The organism is Brevundimonas sp. (assembly GCF_019636155.1).
GTDB lineage: Bacteria > Pseudomonadota > Alphaproteobacteria > Caulobacterales > Caulobacteraceae > Brevundimonas.
Window position 1 is genome coordinate 20,743 of record NZ_JAHBYB010000003.1, and the last position, 18,833, is coordinate 39,575.

At 70.1% G+C, this 18,833-nt stretch carries 14 protein-coding genes; 12 read left to right on the forward strand and 2 right to left on the reverse strand.

Features of this window, described 5'->3' with window-relative positions; genetic code table 11:
• Positions 1–192 precede the first annotated feature (192 nt).
• From KF910_RS03970 to KF910_RS04010, 9 genes are all read left to right on the forward strand, one after another.
• On the forward strand, positions 193–807 hold the full coding sequence (locus KF910_RS03970; RefSeq protein WP_292258922.1) for a non-canonical purine NTP pyrophosphatase: 615 nt from the start codon (positions 193–195) through the stop codon (positions 805–807).
• On the forward strand, positions 800–1,951 hold the full coding sequence (gene hemW / locus KF910_RS03975; protein ID WP_292258924.1) for a radical SAM family heme chaperone HemW: 1,152 nt from the start codon (positions 800–802) through the stop codon (positions 1,949–1,951). The genes KF910_RS03970 and hemW overlap by 8 nt, the downstream gene beginning before the upstream one ends.
• 18 nt (positions 1,952–1,969) lie before the next feature.
• A complete protein-coding gene (gene rsmI, locus KF910_RS03980; protein ID WP_292258926.1) occupies positions 1,970–2,860 on the forward strand; it encodes a 16S rRNA (cytidine(1402)-2'-O)-methyltransferase in 891 nt (296 codons plus the stop codon).
• On the forward strand, positions 2,857–3,228 hold the full coding sequence (locus KF910_RS03985; RefSeq protein ID WP_292258928.1) for a YraN family protein: 372 nt from the start codon (positions 2,857–2,859) through the stop codon (positions 3,226–3,228). The genes rsmI and KF910_RS03985 overlap by 4 nt, the downstream gene beginning before the upstream one ends.
• A gap of 19 nt (positions 3,229–3,247) precedes the next feature.
• The gene (locus KF910_RS03990) at positions 3,248–4,063 is read left to right on the forward strand and encodes a SirB1 family protein (protein ID WP_292258930.1); all 816 of its coding nucleotides are present in this window, start codon (positions 3,248–3,250) and stop codon (positions 4,061–4,063) included.
• A gap of 165 nt (positions 4,064–4,228) precedes the next feature.
• Positions 4,229–5,176, forward strand: a complete 948-nt coding sequence (gshB, locus tag KF910_RS03995; protein ID WP_292259444.1) for a glutathione synthase — start codon at positions 4,229–4,231, stop codon at positions 5,174–5,176.
• Between the two features lie 85 nt (positions 5,177–5,261).
• Entirely contained in the window at positions 5,262–6,863 is a 1,602-nt protein-coding gene (locus KF910_RS04000) for a YifB family Mg chelatase-like AAA ATPase (RefSeq protein WP_292258932.1), read from the forward strand.
• 63 nt (positions 6,864–6,926) lie between these two features.
• Positions 6,927–8,432, forward strand: a complete 1,506-nt coding sequence (locus tag KF910_RS04005) for a response regulator (RefSeq protein ID WP_292258934.1) — start codon at positions 6,927–6,929, stop codon at positions 8,430–8,432.
• A 31-nt stretch (positions 8,433–8,463) separates the two neighbouring features.
• Positions 8,464–10,218 (forward strand): AmpG family muropeptide MFS transporter, encoded by a 1,755-nt coding sequence (locus tag KF910_RS04010; protein ID WP_292258935.1) that lies wholly within the window; start codon positions 8,464–8,466, stop codon positions 10,216–10,218.
• A 27-nt stretch (positions 10,219–10,245) separates the two neighbouring features.
• On the opposite strand, the gene KF910_RS04015 is transcribed toward KF910_RS04010, so the two are convergent.
• Both KF910_RS04015 and dapF read right to left on the reverse strand, forming a co-directional pair.
• On the reverse strand, positions 10,246–12,525 hold the full coding sequence (locus tag KF910_RS04015; protein ID WP_292258936.1) for an NADP-dependent malic enzyme: 2,280 nt from the start codon (positions 12,523–12,525) through the stop codon (positions 10,246–10,248).
• A 74-nt stretch (positions 12,526–12,599) separates the two neighbouring features.
• Positions 12,600–13,439 (reverse strand): diaminopimelate epimerase, encoded by an 840-nt coding sequence (gene dapF / locus KF910_RS04020; RefSeq protein ID WP_292258937.1) that lies wholly within the window; start codon positions 13,437–13,439, stop codon positions 12,600–12,602.
• A 47-nt stretch (positions 13,440–13,486) separates the two neighbouring features.
• On the opposite strand from dapF, the gene KF910_RS04025 reads away from it, so the two are divergent.
• The 3 genes from KF910_RS04025 to KF910_RS04035 all read left to right on the forward strand — a co-directional run bounded on the left by KF910_RS04025 (position 13,487) and on the right by KF910_RS04035 (position 18,710).
• Positions 13,487–14,299 carry a potassium channel family protein gene (locus tag KF910_RS04025; RefSeq protein ID WP_292258938.1) on the forward strand — a complete coding sequence of 271 codons (813 nt, stop codon included), beginning with the start codon at positions 13,487–13,489 and terminating at the stop codon, positions 14,297–14,299.
• Positions 14,300–14,367: 68 nt separating this feature from the next.
• The gene (locus KF910_RS04030) at positions 14,368–16,518 is read left to right on the forward strand and encodes a prolyl oligopeptidase family serine peptidase (RefSeq protein WP_292258939.1); all 2,151 of its coding nucleotides are present in this window, start codon (positions 14,368–14,370) and stop codon (positions 16,516–16,518) included.
• A 14-nt stretch (positions 16,519–16,532) separates the two neighbouring features.
• The gene (locus tag KF910_RS04035; RefSeq protein ID WP_292258940.1) at positions 16,533–18,710 is read left to right on the forward strand and encodes a prolyl oligopeptidase family serine peptidase; all 2,178 of its coding nucleotides are present in this window, start codon (positions 16,533–16,535) and stop codon (positions 18,708–18,710) included.
• Positions 18,711–18,833: the final 123 nt, after the last annotated feature.

Genomic DNA, 18,833 nt, shown 5'->3' on the forward strand with positions numbered 1-18,833 from the left:
TTGATCGGGGTCATTTTTCGCTCCGACCTGAGTGTTCGCCGCACATCCATTCCTTAGGCCCGGAATGTAGGGAACGGCGCGGCCTCCGTTCTTGAGGATGATAGATAGGCCTTGCTCTCTCGGAAATCACGTTACATATCGTTTAACGATATTAAACTTTGGCAAGGAACTGTTTCAGGCGGTTGATCGGGAATGACTCTGAGACTTATCAAGGGGATGCGGCTTGTCGCGGCGACCCATAATCCCGGCAAGGCGCGCGAGATCTCGGCCCTGCTGGATGGAAATTACGACGTCGTAACCGCCGGCGACCTGGACCTGCCCGAACCGGACGAGACCGAGAGCACCTTCGTCGGCAATGCGGTGCTGAAGGCGCGCCACGCGGCGGACCGCTCGGGCCTGGTCGCCCTGGCCGACGACAGCGGCATGTCGGTGGCGGCCCTGGACGGGGCGCCGGGCATCTATTCCGCCCGCTGGGCCGGGCCGGACAAGGATTTCGCCATGGCCATGGCGCGCGTCGAGGAACGGATCGAGGAGACGGGCCGCCGCGACGCCAATGGGGAACTTAGGGCCTGGTTCACCAGCGCCCTGGCCGTGGCCTGGCCCCATGGACCTGTGGTGGCGGTGCAGGGACGGGTGGACGGCCGCCTGACCTTCCCCCCGCGCGGCGACCGGGGTTTCGGCTATGACCCGATCTTCATCCCGGACGGCCAGGCCGAGACCTTTGGCGAGATGGACCCGGATCTGAAGGACCGGCTCAGCCACCGCGCCCTGGCGTTCGCCAAGCTGAAGGCGGCGCTGATTGACTGATACGCTCGATCCCGGATCAGCGGTCGGCCTCTATGTCCACTGGCCCTATTGCGCGCGCATCTGCCCCTATTGCGATTTCAACGTGGTGCGCGACCGGGGGCGGACCCAGGAGCAGGCGGGACTGGTCCAGGCCATCCTGGCCGACATGGAGGCGCAGAGGGCGCTGACGGGGCCGCGCGCCCTGGCCTCGATCTTCTTCGGCGGCGGCACCCCGTCGCTGATGGCGCCCGAGGCGGTGGCGGCGGTGATCGACCGGGCGCGGGCCCTGTGGGCGGCCGCGGGGCCGATCGAAACGACGCTGGAAGCCAACCCGACCGACGCCGAGGCGGGGCGGTTCGCGGCTCTGGCCGAGGCGGGGGTCAACCGCCTGTCGATGGGAGTCCAGGCCCTGGATGACGCCAGTCTGAAACTGTTGGGCCGCAACCATTCGGCCGCCGAGGCGATCCGGGCCGTGGGCTTGGCCCGGGCGGCGTTCGACCGACTGTCGATCGACCTGATCTATGCGCGGCCCGGCCAGACCCAGGCGGCCTGGACGGACGAGCTGAAGACCGCTCTGGACCTGGGGTTCGAGCATGTCTCGCCCTATCAGCTGACCATAGAGGCGACGACAGCGTTCGGGCGGGCAGCGGCGCGCGGGACCCTGATCCCGCCTGGGGAGGACGCGGCGGCGGGCCTGTATGAGACGACTCAGGCGGTGCTGGGGGCGGCCGGATTCGACGCCTATGAGGTGTCCAACCATGCGCGGGGCGTGGCGGCGCGCTCCAGCCACAACCTGCATGTCTGGCGCGGCGGCGACTATGTCGGGGTCGGGCCGGGCGCCCACGGGCGGCTGACCCTGGCCGGCGCGCGCACGGCCACCGTCGCCCATCGCGGAATCGCCGACTATGTGGCGGGCGTCGCGGCGGAAACCCCCTGGGCCGAGCGGACCGCGCTGGAGGCGGCCGAGGCGGACGAGGAGCGGGTTCTGCTGGGCCTGCGCACGGTCGAGGGGGTCGAGGCGGGGGCGCTGGCGCGGCTGGGGCTGGAGGCGCGGGTGGATGAACTGGTCGCGGACGGCTTCCTGAGGCTTCAGGGCGGCCGCGTCGTCGCCACGAATGCGGGTCGGCCGGTTCTGGACGGGGTGCTGCGGGCGCTGCTGGCGTGACGTGCTAGGAATGAATCGATGACCGACCGTCCGCTTTTTCCGCCGACTGCTCCGCCGCCGCGCCCGGTGACGCCGGGCCTATATCTTGTGTCGACCCCCATCGGGAACCTGCGCGACATGACGCTGCGGGCGCTGGACGTGCTGGCGGCGGCGGATGTGGTGCTGGTCGAGGACACGCGGGTGACGACCAGGCTGCTGTCGGCCTACGGGCTGAAGGCCCGGCTGGAGCGATGCGACGACCACGCCTCGGCCCGCGCGGCCGAGACGGCGGTGGAGCGGATAACGGCGGGCGAGGTGGTGGCCCTGGTCAGCGACGCGGGGACGCCCCTGGTGTCGGACCCCGGCTATGTGGTGGCGCGGGCCGTGATCGCGGCGGGCCTGCCGGTGCATCCCATTCCCGGCGCCTCCAGCCTGCTGGCCGCCCTATGCCTGGCGGGCCTGCCGGCGGACCGGGTGCTGTTCGAGGGTTTCCTGCCGCCCAGGTCGGCCGCGCGCAAGACGGTGCTGGAAACCCTCAGGCCCGGCCGCCAGACCCTGGTCTTCTTCGAGAGCGGACCGCGCCTGGCCGACAGCCTGAAGGACATGGCCGAGGTTCTGGGCGACCGGTCGGCGGCGGTGACGCGCGAACTGACCAAGCTGTATGAAGAGGCCGTGCGCGGAACCTTGTCGGACCTGGCGGCCGATCCGCGCTGCCAGGCGCCCAAGGGCGAGATCGTCGTGGTCGTCGGCCCCGGCGAGGCGGAACAGGCGGGCGAGGCGGAGATCGACGCCGCCCTGGCCGAGGCCCTGGGCCGGCTGCCGCCCGGCGAGGCGGCGGCCGAGGTGTCCAGGGCGCTGAACCTGCCGCGCAAACCCCTGTATCAGCGGGCCCTTTCTCTCAAGAGTTCGGCCCTGAAGGGTCGCGGATGACGCCCCGGGCGTCCCGCATCGCGCGCGGCGGCCGGTCCTGGCGCGAGGGCCACGGGGCCGAATGGATCGCCGCCCTGTGGCTGATGGCCAAGGGCTATCGCATCCTGGGCTTCCGTCTGAAGAGCCGGGCGGGCGAGATCGACATCCTGGCGCGGCGCGGCCGGGTGCTGGCGGTGGTCGAGGTCAAGCGGCGCGCGACCCTGGAGGCGGCCCTGACCGCCGTGACCCCGGCCCAGACGGCCCGGCTCGTGGCCGCCGTGCAACAGGTGGTGCAGGGACGTAAAGCTTTGCAGGAGCTGGACATCCGTTTGGATACGGTGGCGCTGGCCCCCGGCCGGTTTCCGCGCCATCGTCGCGGCCTGGGGTAGATCGCGGGGGCGGGGGTCCATGACACGCGAAGACGCCGTCGAGGTGCTGGAGGCGGCCGGTCAGGCCGAGGACGGGGGGTTTCCCCTGCTGGAGGCGGCGATCGCCTGCGCCATCCATGACTATCCATTCCGCGATCCCGAGCCGGTGCGTGTCCTGGCGGCCAATGCGGTCGAGAGGCTGAAGGAGCGGATCGGCGGCGAAGGGCCGGACGACGCCCTGGCCGAGACCATGGGCGCCGACCTGCGGCTGAACGGCGACCTGATGCATTACGAGGACGCCGCCAACACCGACCTGATCGACGTGGCCGAGCGGCGGCGCGGCCTGTCGGCGGCTCTGGCGGTCTTCTATCTGCATTGCGGACGCCGGGCGGGGATCGAGGCGCGGGGCGTCGATTTCCCGGGCCATTTCCTGGTGCGGGTCGAGACGCCCGACGGGCCGGTGGCCCTGGATCCGTTCAGCCAGGGCCGGCTGGTCCTGCCCAGCGAGCTGACGCGGCGGGCCCTGCGGGCCGGGCTGACGCCGCATGTGGCGGACCGGCTGGACCTGCTGATGGCGCCGGTCAGTGACCGCCAGGCCCTGATCCGGTTGCAGAACATGTTGTTCAGCCGCGCCATCCGCTGCGGCGACTATGAGGGGGCCGAGCGGTCGGCCCTGCGCCGCGCCCTGCTGGACCCCGAGGATTACCGGCCCTGGCTGGACGTGGCCGCCGCGCGCGAGAAACAGGGCGCCCTGGCCGGGGCGCTCCAGGCCCTGGACCGGGCGCGGGGCCTGGATCTGGCGGCCGAGGCCGGGCGGGCCCAGACCTATGAACGGGTGCGGCTGAGGCTGAACTGAGTCGGTCCTTTCCCGTTCCCTGCGCTCCTGGGGAGGAGCGGGCTTGCGCTCGACCTTCTCCACAGGCACCTAACGCCCTCAAGCAGCGAACGACCGCGTCGTGAGCGTTAGGGCGAAAAACGCCCTCAAGCAGCAAGCGCCCGCGGCGCGCGCGTTAGGGCAAACATCATGCTTAGAGTCGCCATCCAGATGGACCCCATCGAGGCGGTCAATATTGACGGGGACACCACCTTCCTCCTGGCCATGGCGGCCCAGGGACGCGGGCACGCCCTGTGGGTCTATGATTTCCGCACCCTGGCGCTGGAGGACGGGCGGCTGTTCTGCCGGGCGCGTCCGGTGACCCTGAGAGAGGTCGTCGGCGATCACGTCACCCTGGGCGACGAGGTGAAACTGGACCTGGGCGAGGATGTGGACGTGATCCTGATGCGCCAGGATCCGCCGTTCGACATGGCCTATGTGACGGCCACCTATCTGCTGGAGACGGTGCATCCCCGGACCCTGGTCGTAAATGACCCGGCCGAGGTGCGTTCGGCGCCGGAAAAACTGTTCGCCACGCGGTTCGCCGGGCTGCAGCCGCCGACGCTGATCTCCTCGGACGTCGTGGCGCTCAGCGATTTCCACGCGCGGCACGGCGATGTGGTGCTGAAGCCCCTGCACGGGGCGGCGGGCTCGGGGGTGGTGCGGCTGAAGGCCGAGGACCCGAACCTGGAAGCCCTGGTCGAAATCCACGCCACGGGATCGCGCGACCCCCTGGTGATCCAGAAATTCATCCCGGCTGTCTCGGCTGGGGACAAGCGCATCCTGCTGGTCGACGGCGAGGTGGTCGGCTCCATCAACCGGGTGCCGATGAAGGGCGCCGTTCGCTCCAACCTGCGCGTCGGCGGCGTGGCCGAGCCGGTCGAACTGACCGCCCGCGACCTAGAGATCTGCGCCGCCCTGGGGCCCGAGCTGAAGCGGCGGGGCCTGCTGTTCGTCGGCATCGACGTGATCGGCGACTATCTGACCGAAATCAACGTCACCTCGCCCACGGGGGCGGTCCAGCTGAAACGGTTCACCGGCGTCGATGCGGGCGAACGGCTGTGGGATGTGATCGAGGCGAAACGGCGAGGCTGACGCCCACCCGCTTTGGTAGAGACGGCGAGAGGTTGCAATCCCATCAAGTTCATGCTTCGTTCCCCACCGGGTGGGAGAGGACGACATGGTCGCGCGGGTCACGACATTCGCCTTCGAGGGGGTCGAGGCCCGGCGCGTGGACGTCGAGGTCCAGCTGATCGGCAGCGCGGGCCAGACGACCTTCAGCCTGGTCGGCCTGCCCGACAAGGCGGTGGCTGAAAGCCGCGAACGGGTGCGCGGCGCCTTCGCCGGCATCGGCCTGGCCCTGCCGCCCAAGCGGATCATCGCCAGCCTGGCGCCGGCCGACCTGCCGAAAGAGGGGTCGCATTTCGACCTGCCCATCGCCCTGGCCCTGATGGCGGCCATGGGGGTGATCGGGCCGGCGGACCTGGAAGGCTGGGCGGCCCTGGGCGAACTGGGTCTGGACGGGCGGATCGCGGCGACGGGCGGCGCCCTGCCCGCGGCGGTGGCGGCCTCGGCCCTGGGACTGGGCCTGATCTGTCCCGAGGCCAATGGGGCCGAGGCGGCCTGGGCGGGGGACGCCAGCATCCTGGCGCCGCGCTCCCTGATCGCCCTGATCAACCATTTCAAGGGGACCCAGGTCCTGCGCGCGCCCGAACCCGGCCCTGCGATGTCGGGCGGGCCGGTTCCCGACCTGCGCGAGGTCAAGGGCCAGGAAAGCGCCAAGCGCGCTCTGGAGGTGGCCGCCGCCGGGGGGCACAACCTGCTGTTCATCGGCCCGCCGGGGTCGGGCAAGTCGATGATGGCCCAGCGCCTGCCCGGTCTTCTGCCACCACTGACCCCGCCGGAGCTGCTGGAGACCTCGATGGTCTGGTCCATGGCCGGGCTGATCGAGCGCGGGGCCCTGACGCGGGATCGGCCGTTCCGCAGCCCGCATCATTCGGCCAGTATGGCGGCCCTGACGGGCGGCGGCCACCGGGCCAGGCCCGGAGAAGCCTCCTTGGCGCACAACGGGGTGCTGTTCCTGGACGAATTGCCCGAGTTCTCGGCCCAGGCGCTGGACAGCCTCAGGGCGCCGCTGGAAACGGGCGAGATCGTGGTGGCGCGGGCCAACGCCCACATCCGCTATCCGGCGCGTTTCCAGCTGGTGGCGGCGATGAATCCCTGCCGCTGCGGACAGGGCGGGGTCGGGCGCGGCGCCTGCGGCAAGGCCCCGCGATGCCAGGTGGATTATCAGAACCGCATCTCGGGCCCGATGTTCGACCGCATCGACCTGACGGTGGAGACCCCACCGGTCACAGCCGCCGACATGGCCCTGCCACCGCCGGCCGAGGGCACGGCCGAGGCCGCCGCCCGGGTGGCCGCCGCCCGCGCCATGCAGGCGGAACGGGCGCGGACCGCCGGGCTGGACCCGGTGCGGACCGTCAACGCCCGGGCCGAGGGCGCCTATCTGGAACGGTTCGCCACGCCCGACGAGGCGGGACGGGTCCTGCTGACGCGGGCGGGGGAGGCCGGCGGCCTGACCGCCCGGGGCTGGACCCGCACCCTGCGGCTGGCCCGCACCATCGCCGATCTGGAGGGGGCGGACGGGGTCCTGCGCCGCCATGTCGCCGAGGCCCTGATCTATCGCCGCGCCGGCCCCGCGGCCCAGGCCGATTTCGAGCGCCGGACATCGACCCGCCCAGGCTTCGCCGAGGCCGAGGCGGCTCCCAGTCTGCACCGCTGAAAGGGGGCTGTCCGGCATTCCTTAACGCCTGAGCCCTAGTCTCGCTCCGCGACGGAGGCGACCATGGCGCGACGGAACCGGAACAAGGACGGCGGCGAACCGGCGCAGCAGTTCCTGCGCCTGATGAGCCACGAGATGCGCACCCCGCTGAACGGGGTGATCGGGATGCTGGGCCTGGTCTCGCGCACCCGTCTGGACGGCGCCCAGCGCGCCTATGTGGAGGCGGCCCAGGTCTCGGCCGAACACCTGCTGGGCCTGGTCAACGACCTTCTAGACTACGCCCGGCTGGAGGCGGGACGGCTGGAGTTCGATCCGGCCCCCGTCGATCTGGAGGCCCTGGCCCAGGGTGTCGCTGAGCTGCTCAGCCCCAGGGCCCACGACAAGGGGCTGGAGATCGTCTGGTCCGTGGCGCCCGATGCGCCCGATGTGATCGCCGACGAGGGGCGGCTGCGCCAGGTCCTGTTCAACCTGGCCGGCAATGCGGTGAAATTCACCGAGACCGGCGGGGTGCGGATCGCCATCGAACGTGTCGGCGGCGACGACCTGCGGCCGCGTCTGGCCTTCATTGTCGACGACACCGGCCCCGGCGTGCCGGTCGAGGCGCGGGCGCGCGTCTTCGAGGAGTTCGGCCATGCCCTGGGCGGCGACGCCGTCCGACACGACGGGGCGGGCCTGGGGCTGGCGGTGGTGCGCCGCCTGATGACGGCCATGGGGGGGTCGGCGGTGGTCGAGGACCGGCCGGACGGCGCCGGCGCCCGGTTCCGGGTCGAGGCGGCCTTCGACGCCGCCGGGCGCCCCCGCGCCGAGGCCGCCCTGGCCGGCCGCGCCGTGTCGGTGGCGTCGCCCGACCCCTTCGTGCGCCAGGCCGCGCGGGCCCAGCTTCTGGCCAGCGGCGCGCGGGTCGAGGACGCCGCCCCCGTCAGCCTGATCGACCACGCCCAGGCGGCGATCGAAGGCCGGACCCTGGCCGCGCCGGCGGCCGGTGGACGCTCCATCATCCTGCTGAAACCCGCCGAGCGCGAACTGATCGCGCGGTATCGGTCGGCCGGTTTCCACGGCTATCTGATCAAGCCCCTGCGCCGCGCCTCCCTGGTCGAACGGGTGCTGGCGGCCTTCGGCGCAGGCCCCGCCCCGGCCGCTATGCCGGTCGAGGACGACCGCGTCGCCCCGGCCCGGTTCGCCGGCGTGCGGGTGCTGCTGGCCGAGGACAATCCTGTCGGCGCCCTGCTGGCCAAGACCCTGCTGCGGCGCGAGGGCTGCGTCGTCGAGACCGCGGCCTCGGGCGACGAGGCGGTCCAGGCCCTGAAGCGCGCGCGCTACGACCTGGTGTTCATGGACATGCGGATGCCGGGGCTGGATGGGCCCGGCGCGGCGCGGGCCATCCGGGCGCGGGGCGACGACACCCCCATACTGGCCCTGACCGCCAACGCCTTCGCCGAGGACCGCCGGGCCTGTCTGGAGGCCGGGATGAACGACCATCTGGTCAAGCCTCTGGAACCCGAGGCCCTGCGCGCCGCCCTGGCCCGCTGGACGAAGCGCGACATCCGCGCCAAGGTCGCGGCCGGATAGCGCCGGGGGGCGCTCCCTGGGGAGGCCCGTGATGACTGACGCTTCGACCCGCGAACGACCCGCCGGCCGGCTGGGCGGCCTGGCCGTCTATGGCGAGCGGCGCACGGCCGCCATGCTGCTGCTGGGGTTCGCCGCGGGCCTGCCCAACCTGCTGATCTTCGACACCCTGTCGGCCTGGCTGAGGGACGCCGGGGTGACGCTGGAGGTCATCGCCTTCTTCGGCCTGGCGACCCTGACCTATGCGCTGAAATTCGTCTGGGCGCCCCTGCTGGATCGCACCTCCATCCCCGGCCTGACCAGGCTTCTGGGCCACCGCCGCTCATGGATGCTGGCGACCCAGGGGCTGATCATCCTGGGGCTGTGGCTGATCTCGGGGTCCAATCCCGCGACCTCCCTGATGGCCGTGGCCGGGTTCGCGGTCATGGTCGGCTTCTTCGGCGCGACCCAGGACATCGCCATCGACGCCTGGCGCATCGAATCGGTCGACGACAGCCGCCAGGGCGCCATGGCCGCCGCCTATCAGCTGGGTTATCGCGTCGCCATGATCGTGGCCGGGGCCGTGCCCCTGCTGCTGGCCGATCATTTCGGCTGGAACCTGTCCTATGCGGTGATGGCGGCCCTGATGGGGATCGGCGTCCTGGGGGTTCTGCTGGCCCCGCGCGAGACCCAGCATGTGGTGCGGCCGATCCCCGTCGGCGACATCCCCTCGCGTCCGGCGCTGGAGGTGTTCGAATGGATTGTGCGCCTGGTGCTGATCGCCGTGGCGGCGGTCATCATCGGCACGGGCCTGACCGACAAGCCCGACGCCCTTCTGTGGGCCTTCGGCGGGGTTCTGGGCGAACCCGGCGCAGCGGCGGTGACCGCGGGCCTGGCGAACAATGAGCTGACCGGGGTGTTGACCCAGTTCGTCTATGTCATCGGCGGCTTCGCCGTCCTGACGGCGGCCTGCTGGCCCGTGCCGGGGCTCAGGACGCGGCCGGGCGCCTATCTGGCGGGGTCGTTCGGGGCGCCGCTGATGGATTTCTTCGTTCGGTTCGGAAAGCTGGCCCTGCCGATCCTGGCCCTGATCTGCCTGTATCGGCTGTCGGACTTCGTCCTGAACATCATGAACCCCTTCTATCTGGATCTGGGTTTCTCCAAGACCGAGGTGGCCGAGGTCCGAAAGGTGTTCGGGGTGGTCATGACCTCCCTGGGCGTCTTCATCGGCGGCTGGATGGTGGCGCGGATGGGTCTGATCCGGGCCATGGTGGTCGGCGCCTTCATGAGTCCGGTGTCGAACCTGGTCTTCGCCTGGCTGGCGACCCAGGGGAACAGCCTGGGCGCCCTGTTCGTGGCCATCGGCGTCGACAACATCGCCACCGGCATCGCCGGCACCGCCCTGATCGCCTACATGTCCAGCCTGACCTCGATCGGCTTCACGGCGACCCAGTATGCGCTGTTCAGTTCGCTCTACGCCCTGCCGGGCAAGATCGTAGCCAGCCAGTCGGGCAAGATCGTCGAAGGCTCGGCCCGGGCCGCGGACGCCGGCGGGATACTGGCGCCGCTGAAGGGTCTGTTCGCCGGCCTGCCGGAAGGGTCGCTGGTCGAGGGGGCGGCCAAGAGCGGGGCCACCCCCGCCGGCCTGGGCGCGGGCTATGTGACCTTCTTCCTGTATTCGACGGTCATCGGCGTCTTCGCCATCGTCCTGGCCTTCTACGTCGCCCGGCGACAGCGGGCGATGCAGGCGGAACAGGCCGCCATGGCCACGGTGGCGGCCGAGGCCGAGGACAATGCGCCCCGGCCGTGACCGGAACCGCCGTCGGCGCGGCGGTCCTCAGCCCTCGGTCTGAACCCCGTCCTCATAAGCGGCGAAGGTGGCGGCGGTGATGATCTCGCTGACCGAGGCGCCCAGGGGCACGATCTGCACCGACTTCTCCAGCCCGACCAGCAGGGGCCCGATCACCGTGGCGCCACCCAGGGCCTGGACCAGCCGGGTCGAGATGGCCGCCGAATGGATGGCCGGCATGACCAGGACATTGGCGTCGGCCGACAGGCGCATGAAGGGGTAGTTGGCCCTCTGGTCCGGGTCCAGCGCCAGTTCGGGCGGCATCTCGCCCTCATATTCGAAATCAACGTCCATCCGGTCCAGGATGCGGATCGCCTCGCGCACCTTCTCGCCCCGGTCGCCCGGCGGATTGCCGAAGGTGGAATAGGACAGGAAGGCCACGCGGGGCGTGCGGCCCAGCTTGCGCACCGTGGCCGCGGCCTTGATGGCGATCTGGGCCAGTTCGGGCGCGTCGGGCAGTTCGTGGATCGAGGTGTCGGCCACGAACAGGGTCCGTCCCTTGGCCAGGACGATGGAGACGCCGATCATCCGGTCGGTGACGTCCAGAACGCGCCGCACCTCCTTCAGCACCATGTTGAAATTGCGGGTGACCCCGGTGACCATGGCGTCCGCCTGGCCCCGCGCGCACATGGCGGCGCCGAAATAGTTGCGGTCCTGGTTGATCATCCGCTGGACGTCGCGGCGCAGATAGCCGCGTCGTTGCAGCCGCTCGTACAGCCAGTCGGTATAGTCGGCGTTCAGGTGCGAGACGCGGGCGTTGGCGATCTCTATGCCCAGGTCGTCGAAATTCAGTCCCGCCTCGGCCGCGTTCTGGCGGATCAGATCCTCGCGCCCGACCAGGATGGGGTCGCCCAGCTCGGCCTGTTTGAAGCCCCAGGCGGCGCGGATGACCGACGGCTCCTCGCCCTCGGCGAAGACGATCCGCTTGTTCGGCGCCCCACGCACGGCCGAGGAGATCTTCTGCATCAGGGCGGCGGAGGGGTCGACCCGCTCGCGCAGCTGGACGCGATAGGCGTCCATGTCCTCGATCGGCTTGCGGGCCACCCCGGTGTCCATGGCCGCCTGGGCCACGAAGGGCGGGATGTACCAGATCAGGCGCGGATCGAACGGGGTCGGGATGATGTAGTCGGGGCCGAATTTCAGCTGGCGGCCGCGATAGGCGGCGGCCACCTCGTCCGGCACGGCCTCGCGCGCCAGGGCGGCCAGGGCCTGGGCGCAGGCCACCTTCATCTCGTGATTGATCTGGCGCGCCCGCACGTCCAGGGCGCCGCGGAACAGATAGGGGAAGGCCAGGACGTTGTTGACCTGGTTGGCGTAGTCCGACCGGCCGGTGGCGATGATGGCGTCCGAACGGACCGACAGCACATCCTCGGGCGTGATCTCGGGGTCCGGGTTGGCCATGGCGAAGATGATCGGCCTGGGGGCCATGGAGGCCACCATCTCCTTGGTGATCGCCCCTTTCGCCGACAGGCCCAGGACCACGTCGGCGCCGACCATGGCCTCGGCCAGGGTCCGGTGCGGGGTGTCGGTGGCGTGGGCGGCCTTCCACTGGTCGACGCCCGGACGGCCCCGGTAGACCACCCCGTCGCGGTCGACGATGACAGTGTTCTCGACCCTGACCCCTGCCGCCTTCATCAGGGCGATGGACGACAGGCCGGCGGCGCCGGCGCCGGACAGGACCACCTTGACCTCCTCCAGCCTCTTGCCCGCGACATGGCAGGCGTTGATCAGGCCGGCGGTCGAGATGATGGCGGTGCCGTGCTGGTCATCATGGAAGACCGGGATGTCCAGCAGATCCTGAAGCTGGCTTTCGATCTCGAAACATTCGGGGGACTTGATGTCCTCCAGATTGATGCCGCCCCAGGTGTCGCCGATGTTCTTGACCACGGTGACGAATTCGGCCGGGTCGGTGGTCTTCACCTCGACGTCGAAGCTGTCGACGTCGGCGAAGCGTTTGAACAGGACCGACTTGCCCTCCATCACCGGCTTGGACGCCATATGGCCCAGGTTGCCCATGCCCAGGATGGCGGTGCCGTTCGAGATGACCGCGACCATATTGCCCTTGGCCGTATAGTCGTAGGCCCGGTCCGGATCGTCGGCGATCGCCTGGACCGGCACGGCCACCCCCGGCGAATAGGCCAGCGACAGGTCGCGCTGGGTCGCCATGGGCTTGGTCGGGGCCATGGAGATCTTGCCCGGCGTCGGCAGGCGGTGGAACTCCAGCGCGTCTTCGTCGGAAAAGGTCTGTTTGTCGGTCAGGTCGGGCATTCGGGCCTCTGGAGCGTTCCCTCCGTTCCTAGGCCGTGCGTTCCCCAGGGACAACCGCCTGTCCTGCCGGTCGGCTACAGAACGCCCGTCCGTTCGACCTCGACCGGGCCGGTCATCCGCACATGGCCGGTGGCCGCGTCCCAGGCGATGGACAGCTCGCCGCCGTCGACCTGAACCGTCGCCTCACGGCCGGTCAGCCCCCGGCGATGGGCGGCGACCAGGGCGGCGCAGGCGCCGGTGCCGCAGGCGCGGGTCAGGCCGGCGCCCCGCTCCCACACCCTCAGGCGGATTCGGTCGGGCGCCAGGACATGGGCGAAACCGACATTCACCCCCTCGGGAAACAGCGGATGGTGTTCGATCAGCGAGCCGGCGCCGCGCACGAGGCCGTCGTCCGGCGCATGGTCCATGAAGAAGACGACATGGGGGTTGCCCATCGACACGGCGCCGGGCGTATGGATCACCGGGGCGTCGATCGGCCCGATCTGAAGCTCGATGCCGCGGGTGTCCATCTCCTCGGCCAGGGGAATCTGGTCCCAGGCCAGGCGCGGCGCCCCCATGTCCACGGTCACCCTGCGATCCCCGGCGCGGGTGGCGACCGTGGGGCCGCCCGCCGTGTCGATGACCACCCGGTCGGTCCCGTTCGCCTGCATCAACAGCCAGCCGACGCAGCGCAGGGCGTTGCCGCAGGTCTGGACCGCGCCGCCGTCGGCGTTCCACACCCGCATGAAGGCGTCGGCCTTTGCGCTGGGCTCGATGGCGATCAGCTGGTCGCAGCCCTGGCCCGTCTCGCGGTCGGCGATGGCGCGGGCCTGGTCCGGCGTCGGGGCGAAGGGGGCCGACAGGGCGTTGACCACGACAAAGTCGTTGCCGGCGCCGTTCATCTTGACGAAGGCCAGGGGGTCCGTGCGGGTCATCGCATCGGCATATAGGCCCGCCGCGCCAATCAGGCTATCGCTGGCGCATGAGCCGCCCGCCCCCCGACGCCAACCCGCCCGACAAGGCCGAGGGCCTGAGGCTCAGGGCCCGACTGCGCTACCTCTATCACGGCAGCAGTCCGGAGGCGGTCCGCTTCCGCCTGGCGGTCATCGTCATCGACGTGGCCATCATCGGCTTCTTCCTGGCCGCGCCGATCCTGCGCGAGGCGGGGTGGGCCTTCTACGCCCTGGACTATGTGATCGCCGCGATCCTGGCGGCGGACCTGTTCGCGCGGGCCTGGACCTACAGCGACCTGAAGGACTGGCTGAAACAGCCGGTGGTCTGGGTCGACATGGTGGTCCTGGCCACCCTGCTGTTCCCGGCCTGGCTGTTCAACTTCGGCTTCCTGCGGATGCTGCGTCTCTGGACCCTCCTGACCTCGGACTTCTTCTGGCGGACGGTCGGGCGACGCTATGACGACACCCGGGTGGAGGAGGTCGTCCGCACCCTGGCGGCCCTGGTGACCTTCGTCTTCGTGGTGACGGGCTTCGTCTACGCCACCTTCCGGGGCCGGCACGACGGCATCCACGGCTATCTGGACGCCCTCTATTTCACCGTCGCCACCCTGACGACCACCGGCTTCGGCGACATCGTCCTGCCCGGCGCCTGGGGGCGGCTGCTGTCGATCACCGTCATGCTGGTGGGCATCACCCTGTTCATCCGCCTGGCCCAGACCCTGATCCGGCCGGGCAAGGTGAACTATCCCTGCGACCGCTGCGGACTGCAGAAACACGATCCCGACGCCGTCCACTGCAAGGCCTGCGGCAATCTGCTCTGCATCCCCGACGACGGCGCATGACAAAGCCGTAATGACCAGGGGCGCGATCTGCCGTTAGGGTCGGTTCCGACCGTTCCAAGGGGGAAGTCATGATCCAGTCCGTCGCCCGCGGCCTCGTCGCCGCCCTTCTCGTCTCCACCGCCCTGCCCGCGAGCGCCATGGCCCAGTCGTCCGAACCTTCCGCTCCCAGCCCCGCCGCCGAGGCCGAGGATCCCTATCTGTGGCTGGAGGACATCGAGGGCGAGCGCGCCATGGCCTGGGTGCGCGAACACAACGCCCGCTCCCTGGGGGTCCTGCAGTCCGACCCGCGCTACGAAACCCTGCACCAGCAGGCGCTGGAGATCGTCCAGTCGCGCGACCGCATCCCGGCGCCCGGCTTCCGCCATGACGGCTCGATCGACAACTTCTGGCAGGACGCCGAGCATGTGCGCGGTGTCTGGCGCACCACCAGCCTGGACAGCTATCGCAGCGCCGATCCCCAGTGGCGCACCGTGCTGGATATCGACGCCCTGGCCGCCGCCGAGGGCGCAAACTGGGTCTACAAGGGCGCGACCTGCCTGCCGCCGGACGAGACCCGCTGCCTGGTCAGCCTGTCGAACGGCGGCAAGGACGCGGTGACCATCCGCGAGTTCGACCGCTCCACTGGCGCCTTCGTCGAGGACGGCTTCGTCCTGCCCGAATCCAAGGGCGGCGCCGACTGGATCGACCGGGACACCCTGATCATCTCGCGCGATTTCGGCGAGGGCAGCCTGACCGCCTCGGGCTATCCGCGCATCGTCAAGATCCTGAAACGGGGCGAAAGCCTGGATCAGGCCCGGACCGTCTTCACGGCCGAGCCGACCGACGTCTGGGCCAATGGCTTTGTCCTGCGGGACGCCGACGGGGCGGTGCAGGCGGTGCTGATCCAGCGGGGCGTCAACTTCTATGAGGGCGAGACGCACCGGCTGAACGCCGACGGATCGACCACCCGGCTTGACCTGCCGGCCAAGTCGAACATCAACGCCCTGGTCCAGGGCCGGCTGGTCTTCACCACCGATCAGGACTGGACCGCGCCTTCGGGCCAGGCGTTCCAGACCGGCGACGTGCTCGCCTATGACCTGGCGGCCTGGACCGCCGATCCGGCCGCCCCAGCCCAGCTGGTGATCCGGCCCGGCGAGCGCGAGGCGATCGAGGGGGTGAGCGTCACCCGCGACCGGCTGATCGTGGCCCTGTATGAAAACGTGCGCGGCGCCCTTTACGCCTATCGGCCTTCGGACGACGGCGACTGGACCCGGTCGCGACTGGACCTGCCCGCCAACTCCTCGGTCAATATCGGTTCGGCCAGCGACGGGGACGACCGGCTGTTCGTGACCGTGTCCAACTATCTGTCGCCCCAGACCCTGTATCTGGCCGACGCCGCCGCCATGACGGCCGAGCCGGTCAAGACCCTGCCGGCCAAGTTCGACGCCGCGGGCATGACGGTCGAACAGTTCCAGGCCCGTTCCGCCGACGGGACCATGATCCCCTATTTCGTCGTCCATCGCGGCGACATGGCCATGGACGGGTCGAACCCGACCCTGCTGTACGGCTATGGTGGGTTCCAGAGTTCTCTGCTGCCCGGCTATTCGGCCACGGTGGGCAAGCTGTGGCTCGAACGGGGCGGAGTCTATGTCATCGCCAACACCCGCGGCGGGGGCGAATTCGGCCCGCGCTGGCACCAGGCGGCCCTGCAACAGAACCGCCAGCGCGCGCATGAGGATTTCCAGGCCGTGGCCCTGGACCTGATCGCCCGCGACATCACCAGCCAGCCGCGCCTGGGGATCATGGGCGGCAGCCAGGGCGGCCTGTTCATGGGCGCCATGCTGACCCAGCGGCCGGACCTGATCAACGCCGCCGTCATCCAGGTGCCCCTGTTCGACATGATGCGCTTCCACCGCCTGCTGGCGGGGGCCAGCTGGATCGCCGAATACGGCGACCCCGACATTCCGGAACAGCGCGCCTGGATCGCCGAATATTCGCCTTATCAGCGTCTGGCGGCGGGCCGGCCCTATCCGGAAGTCTTCATCCATACCTCGACCAAGGATGACCGGGTCCACCCCGGCCACGCCCGCAAGGCGGCGGCGCGGATGGAGGAACTGGGCTATCCGGTCCTGTTCTACGAGAACACCGACGGCGGCCACGGCGCGGCGGCCAACCTGCAGGAAACGGCCCGGCGCATCGCCCTGGAATACACCTACCTGACCCGCCGACTGATGGACTGAGGAAAGACCGACCCATGCGCCTGACCCTTCTGACTGTCGCCTTCGCCGCCCTGGCCCTGCCCGCCGCGGCCCAGCAGGCCAGTCCCTTCATGCCCGCCGACCTGTCGCCGGCGGGGGTGCGGGCGGCCGACGACCATCTGGCGCTGGAACAGGTGGACGGCGAGGAGGCCATGGCCTTCGTCCGCGCCGCGAACGAGCGGGCCCTGGCGGCCCTGACCGGCGATCCGCGCTACGAGACCTATCGCCGCGAGGCCGAGGCGATCCTGACCTCCACCGACCGCATCCCCATGCCCAGTTTCCTGGGCGAGGGGGTCGGCAATTTCTGGCAGGACGCGACCAATCCCAAGGGCGTCTGGCGCCGCACGACGCTGGGCGGCTACGCCTCGGGCGCGCCGCAATGGGAGACCCTGCTGGACATCGACGCCCTGGCCGCCGCCGAGGGCCGCGACTGGGTCTTCAAGGGCACGGACTGCCTGGCGCCGGACGAGACCCGTTGCCTGGTCATGCTGTCGGACGGGGGCAAGGACGCCCTTTATGTGCGCGAGTTCGACACCACGACGAAACAGTTCGTCGACGGCGGCTTCAGCCTGCCGGAAGGCAAGCACCGGATCGAATGGCTGGACCGCGACACCCTTCTGGTCGCCACCGACTTCGGCCCCGGAACCCTGACCGAGAGCGGCTATCCCTATATCGTCAGGGCCCTGCGGCGCGGCCAGGGCCTCGACCAGGCGGCCGAGGTCTATCGCGGCGATGTCTCGGACGGCGGCTATGGCGTCAGTCCCTCCGTCTATCGCGGCGCCGACGGTTCGGTCGAGGCGGTGATCATCAGCCGCCCGCTGGACACCTATCGCGCCGAGACCTGGCAGCTGACGGACGGCACGGCCGCGCGGCTGAACCTGCCGGAACGGCTGTCCATCTACGGGACCAGCGGTGGGTTGCTGATCGTTTCGCCGGACGAGGCCTGGAGCGGATATGCGGCGGGGTCCCTGCTGGCCTTAGACCCGGCCGAACTGCGCGAGGGCGCGCCGCCCGTCAGCAACGATCCGGCGCGCCAGATCTTCGCGCCCACCGCGCGCCAGTCAATCGGCGACGTCGCCGTCTTCTCCGACCGCGTCGCCGTGGCCTACAACGACAATGTCCGGGGCCAGCTGTCGATCTTCGTCAATCAGGGCGAATGGGGCTGGCAGGGGCGCGATGTGGCCGTGCCGGACAATAGCGCCGTCTCCCTGGGAGACCGGTCCAAGGCCACGGGCGAGCTGTTCGTCACCAGCCAGAATTTCCTGACCCCGACCACCCTGGGCCGGCTGGACGTCGACTTCCCGGTGACGCCGATGGACGCCGCGCGCGCCGCGCCCAACGCCATCCAGGTGCTGCGCACGGCGCCGGCCCTGTTCGACGCCTCGACCCATGTCACCGAACAGTTCGAGGCCGTCTCGTCCGACGGGGAGCGCATCCCCTATTTCGTGGTGCGGCCGCGCGACCTGGTCCTGGACGGAACGGCGCCAACCATCCTGTTCGGCTATGGCGGTTTTCAGATCAGCTTCCCGCCCGCCTACAAGCCCGAGATGGGCAAGCTGTGGCTGGAGCGCGGCGGGGTCTTCGTCCAGGCCAATATGCGCGGCGGGGGCGAGTTCGGTCCGGCCTGGCACCAGGCGGTGCTGAAGGAAAACCGCCAGCTGGCCTTCGACGACTTCGCCGCCATCGCCCGCGACCTGATCGCGCGCCGGATCACCAGCCCCGAACACCTGGGCATCTACGGCCGGTCCAACGGCGGAGTCCTGACCTCCGTCTCGATCACCCAGCATCCGGAACTGTTCAATGCGGCGGTGATCGAAAGCCCGCTGATCGACATGCTGCGCTATCACGAACTGCCCGCCGGGGCGTCCTGGATCGGGGAATACGGCGACCCGCGCATCCCCGAAGAGGCCGCCTATATCGCCCGCTATTCCGGCTATCAGAACCTGCGGCCGGGGGTGGACTATCCGCGCCTCTACATCACCACCAACACCCGGGACGACCGGGTGCATCCGGGCCATGCGCGCAAATTCGCCGCCCGCCTGGAAGGGCTGGGCCAGGACCCGATCTATTACGAGGAGACGGCGGGCGGCCATTCCAATGACGCCGACCCCGTGGCCAACGCCCGACGCTGGGCCCGCCATTATGTCTATCTGGCGCAACAGTTGATGGACTGAACACCCTGTCTCCTCCCCACTCTGTGGGGAGGTGGATCGGCGGCGCAGCCGACGAGACGGAGGGGTTCTGTCTTCGTGTCGCGAAGAACCCCTCCACCGCCTTCGGCGGTCCCCCTCCCCATG

Bases quoted from the DNA above. Each gene is read 5' to 3' on its own strand.
- KF910_RS04010 (WP_292258935.1), top strand. From the start codon at position 8,464: ATGACTGACGCTTCGACCCGCGAACGACCCGCCGGCCGGCTGGGCGGC.
- KF910_RS04025 (WP_292258938.1), top strand. From the start codon at position 13,487: ATGAGCCGCCCGCCCCCCGACGCCAACCCGCCCGACAAGGCCGAGGGC.
- KF910_RS04030 (WP_292258939.1), top strand. From the start codon at position 14,368: ATGATCCAGTCCGTCGCCCGCGGCCTCGTCGCCGCCCTTCTCGTCTCC.
- KF910_RS03990 (WP_292258930.1), top strand. From the start codon at position 3,248: ATGACACGCGAAGACGCCGTCGAGGTGCTGGAGGCGGCCGGTCAGGCC.
- KF910_RS04005 (WP_292258934.1), top strand. From the start codon at position 6,927: ATGGCGCGACGGAACCGGAACAAGGACGGCGGCGAACCGGCGCAGCAG.
- KF910_RS03985 (WP_292258928.1), top strand. From the start codon at position 2,857: ATGACGCCCCGGGCGTCCCGCATCGCGCGCGGCGGCCGGTCCTGGCGC.
- KF910_RS03970 (WP_292258922.1), top strand. From the start codon at position 193: ATGACTCTGAGACTTATCAAGGGGATGCGGCTTGTCGCGGCGACCCAT.
- rsmI (WP_292258926.1), top strand. From the start codon at position 1,970: ATGACCGACCGTCCGCTTTTTCCGCCGACTGCTCCGCCGCCGCGCCCG.
- KF910_RS04035 (WP_292258940.1), top strand. From the start codon at position 16,533: ATGCGCCTGACCCTTCTGACTGTCGCCTTCGCCGCCCTGGCCCTGCCC.
- KF910_RS04000 (WP_292258932.1), top strand. From the start codon at position 5,262: ATGGTCGCGCGGGTCACGACATTCGCCTTCGAGGGGGTCGAGGCCCGG.
- KF910_RS04015 (WP_292258936.1), bottom strand. From the start codon at position 12,525: ATGCCCGACCTGACCGACAAACAGACCTTTTCCGACGAAGACGCGCTG.
- dapF (WP_292258937.1), bottom strand. From the start codon at position 13,439: ATGACCCGCACGGACCCCCTGGCCTTCGTCAAGATGAACGGCGCCGGC.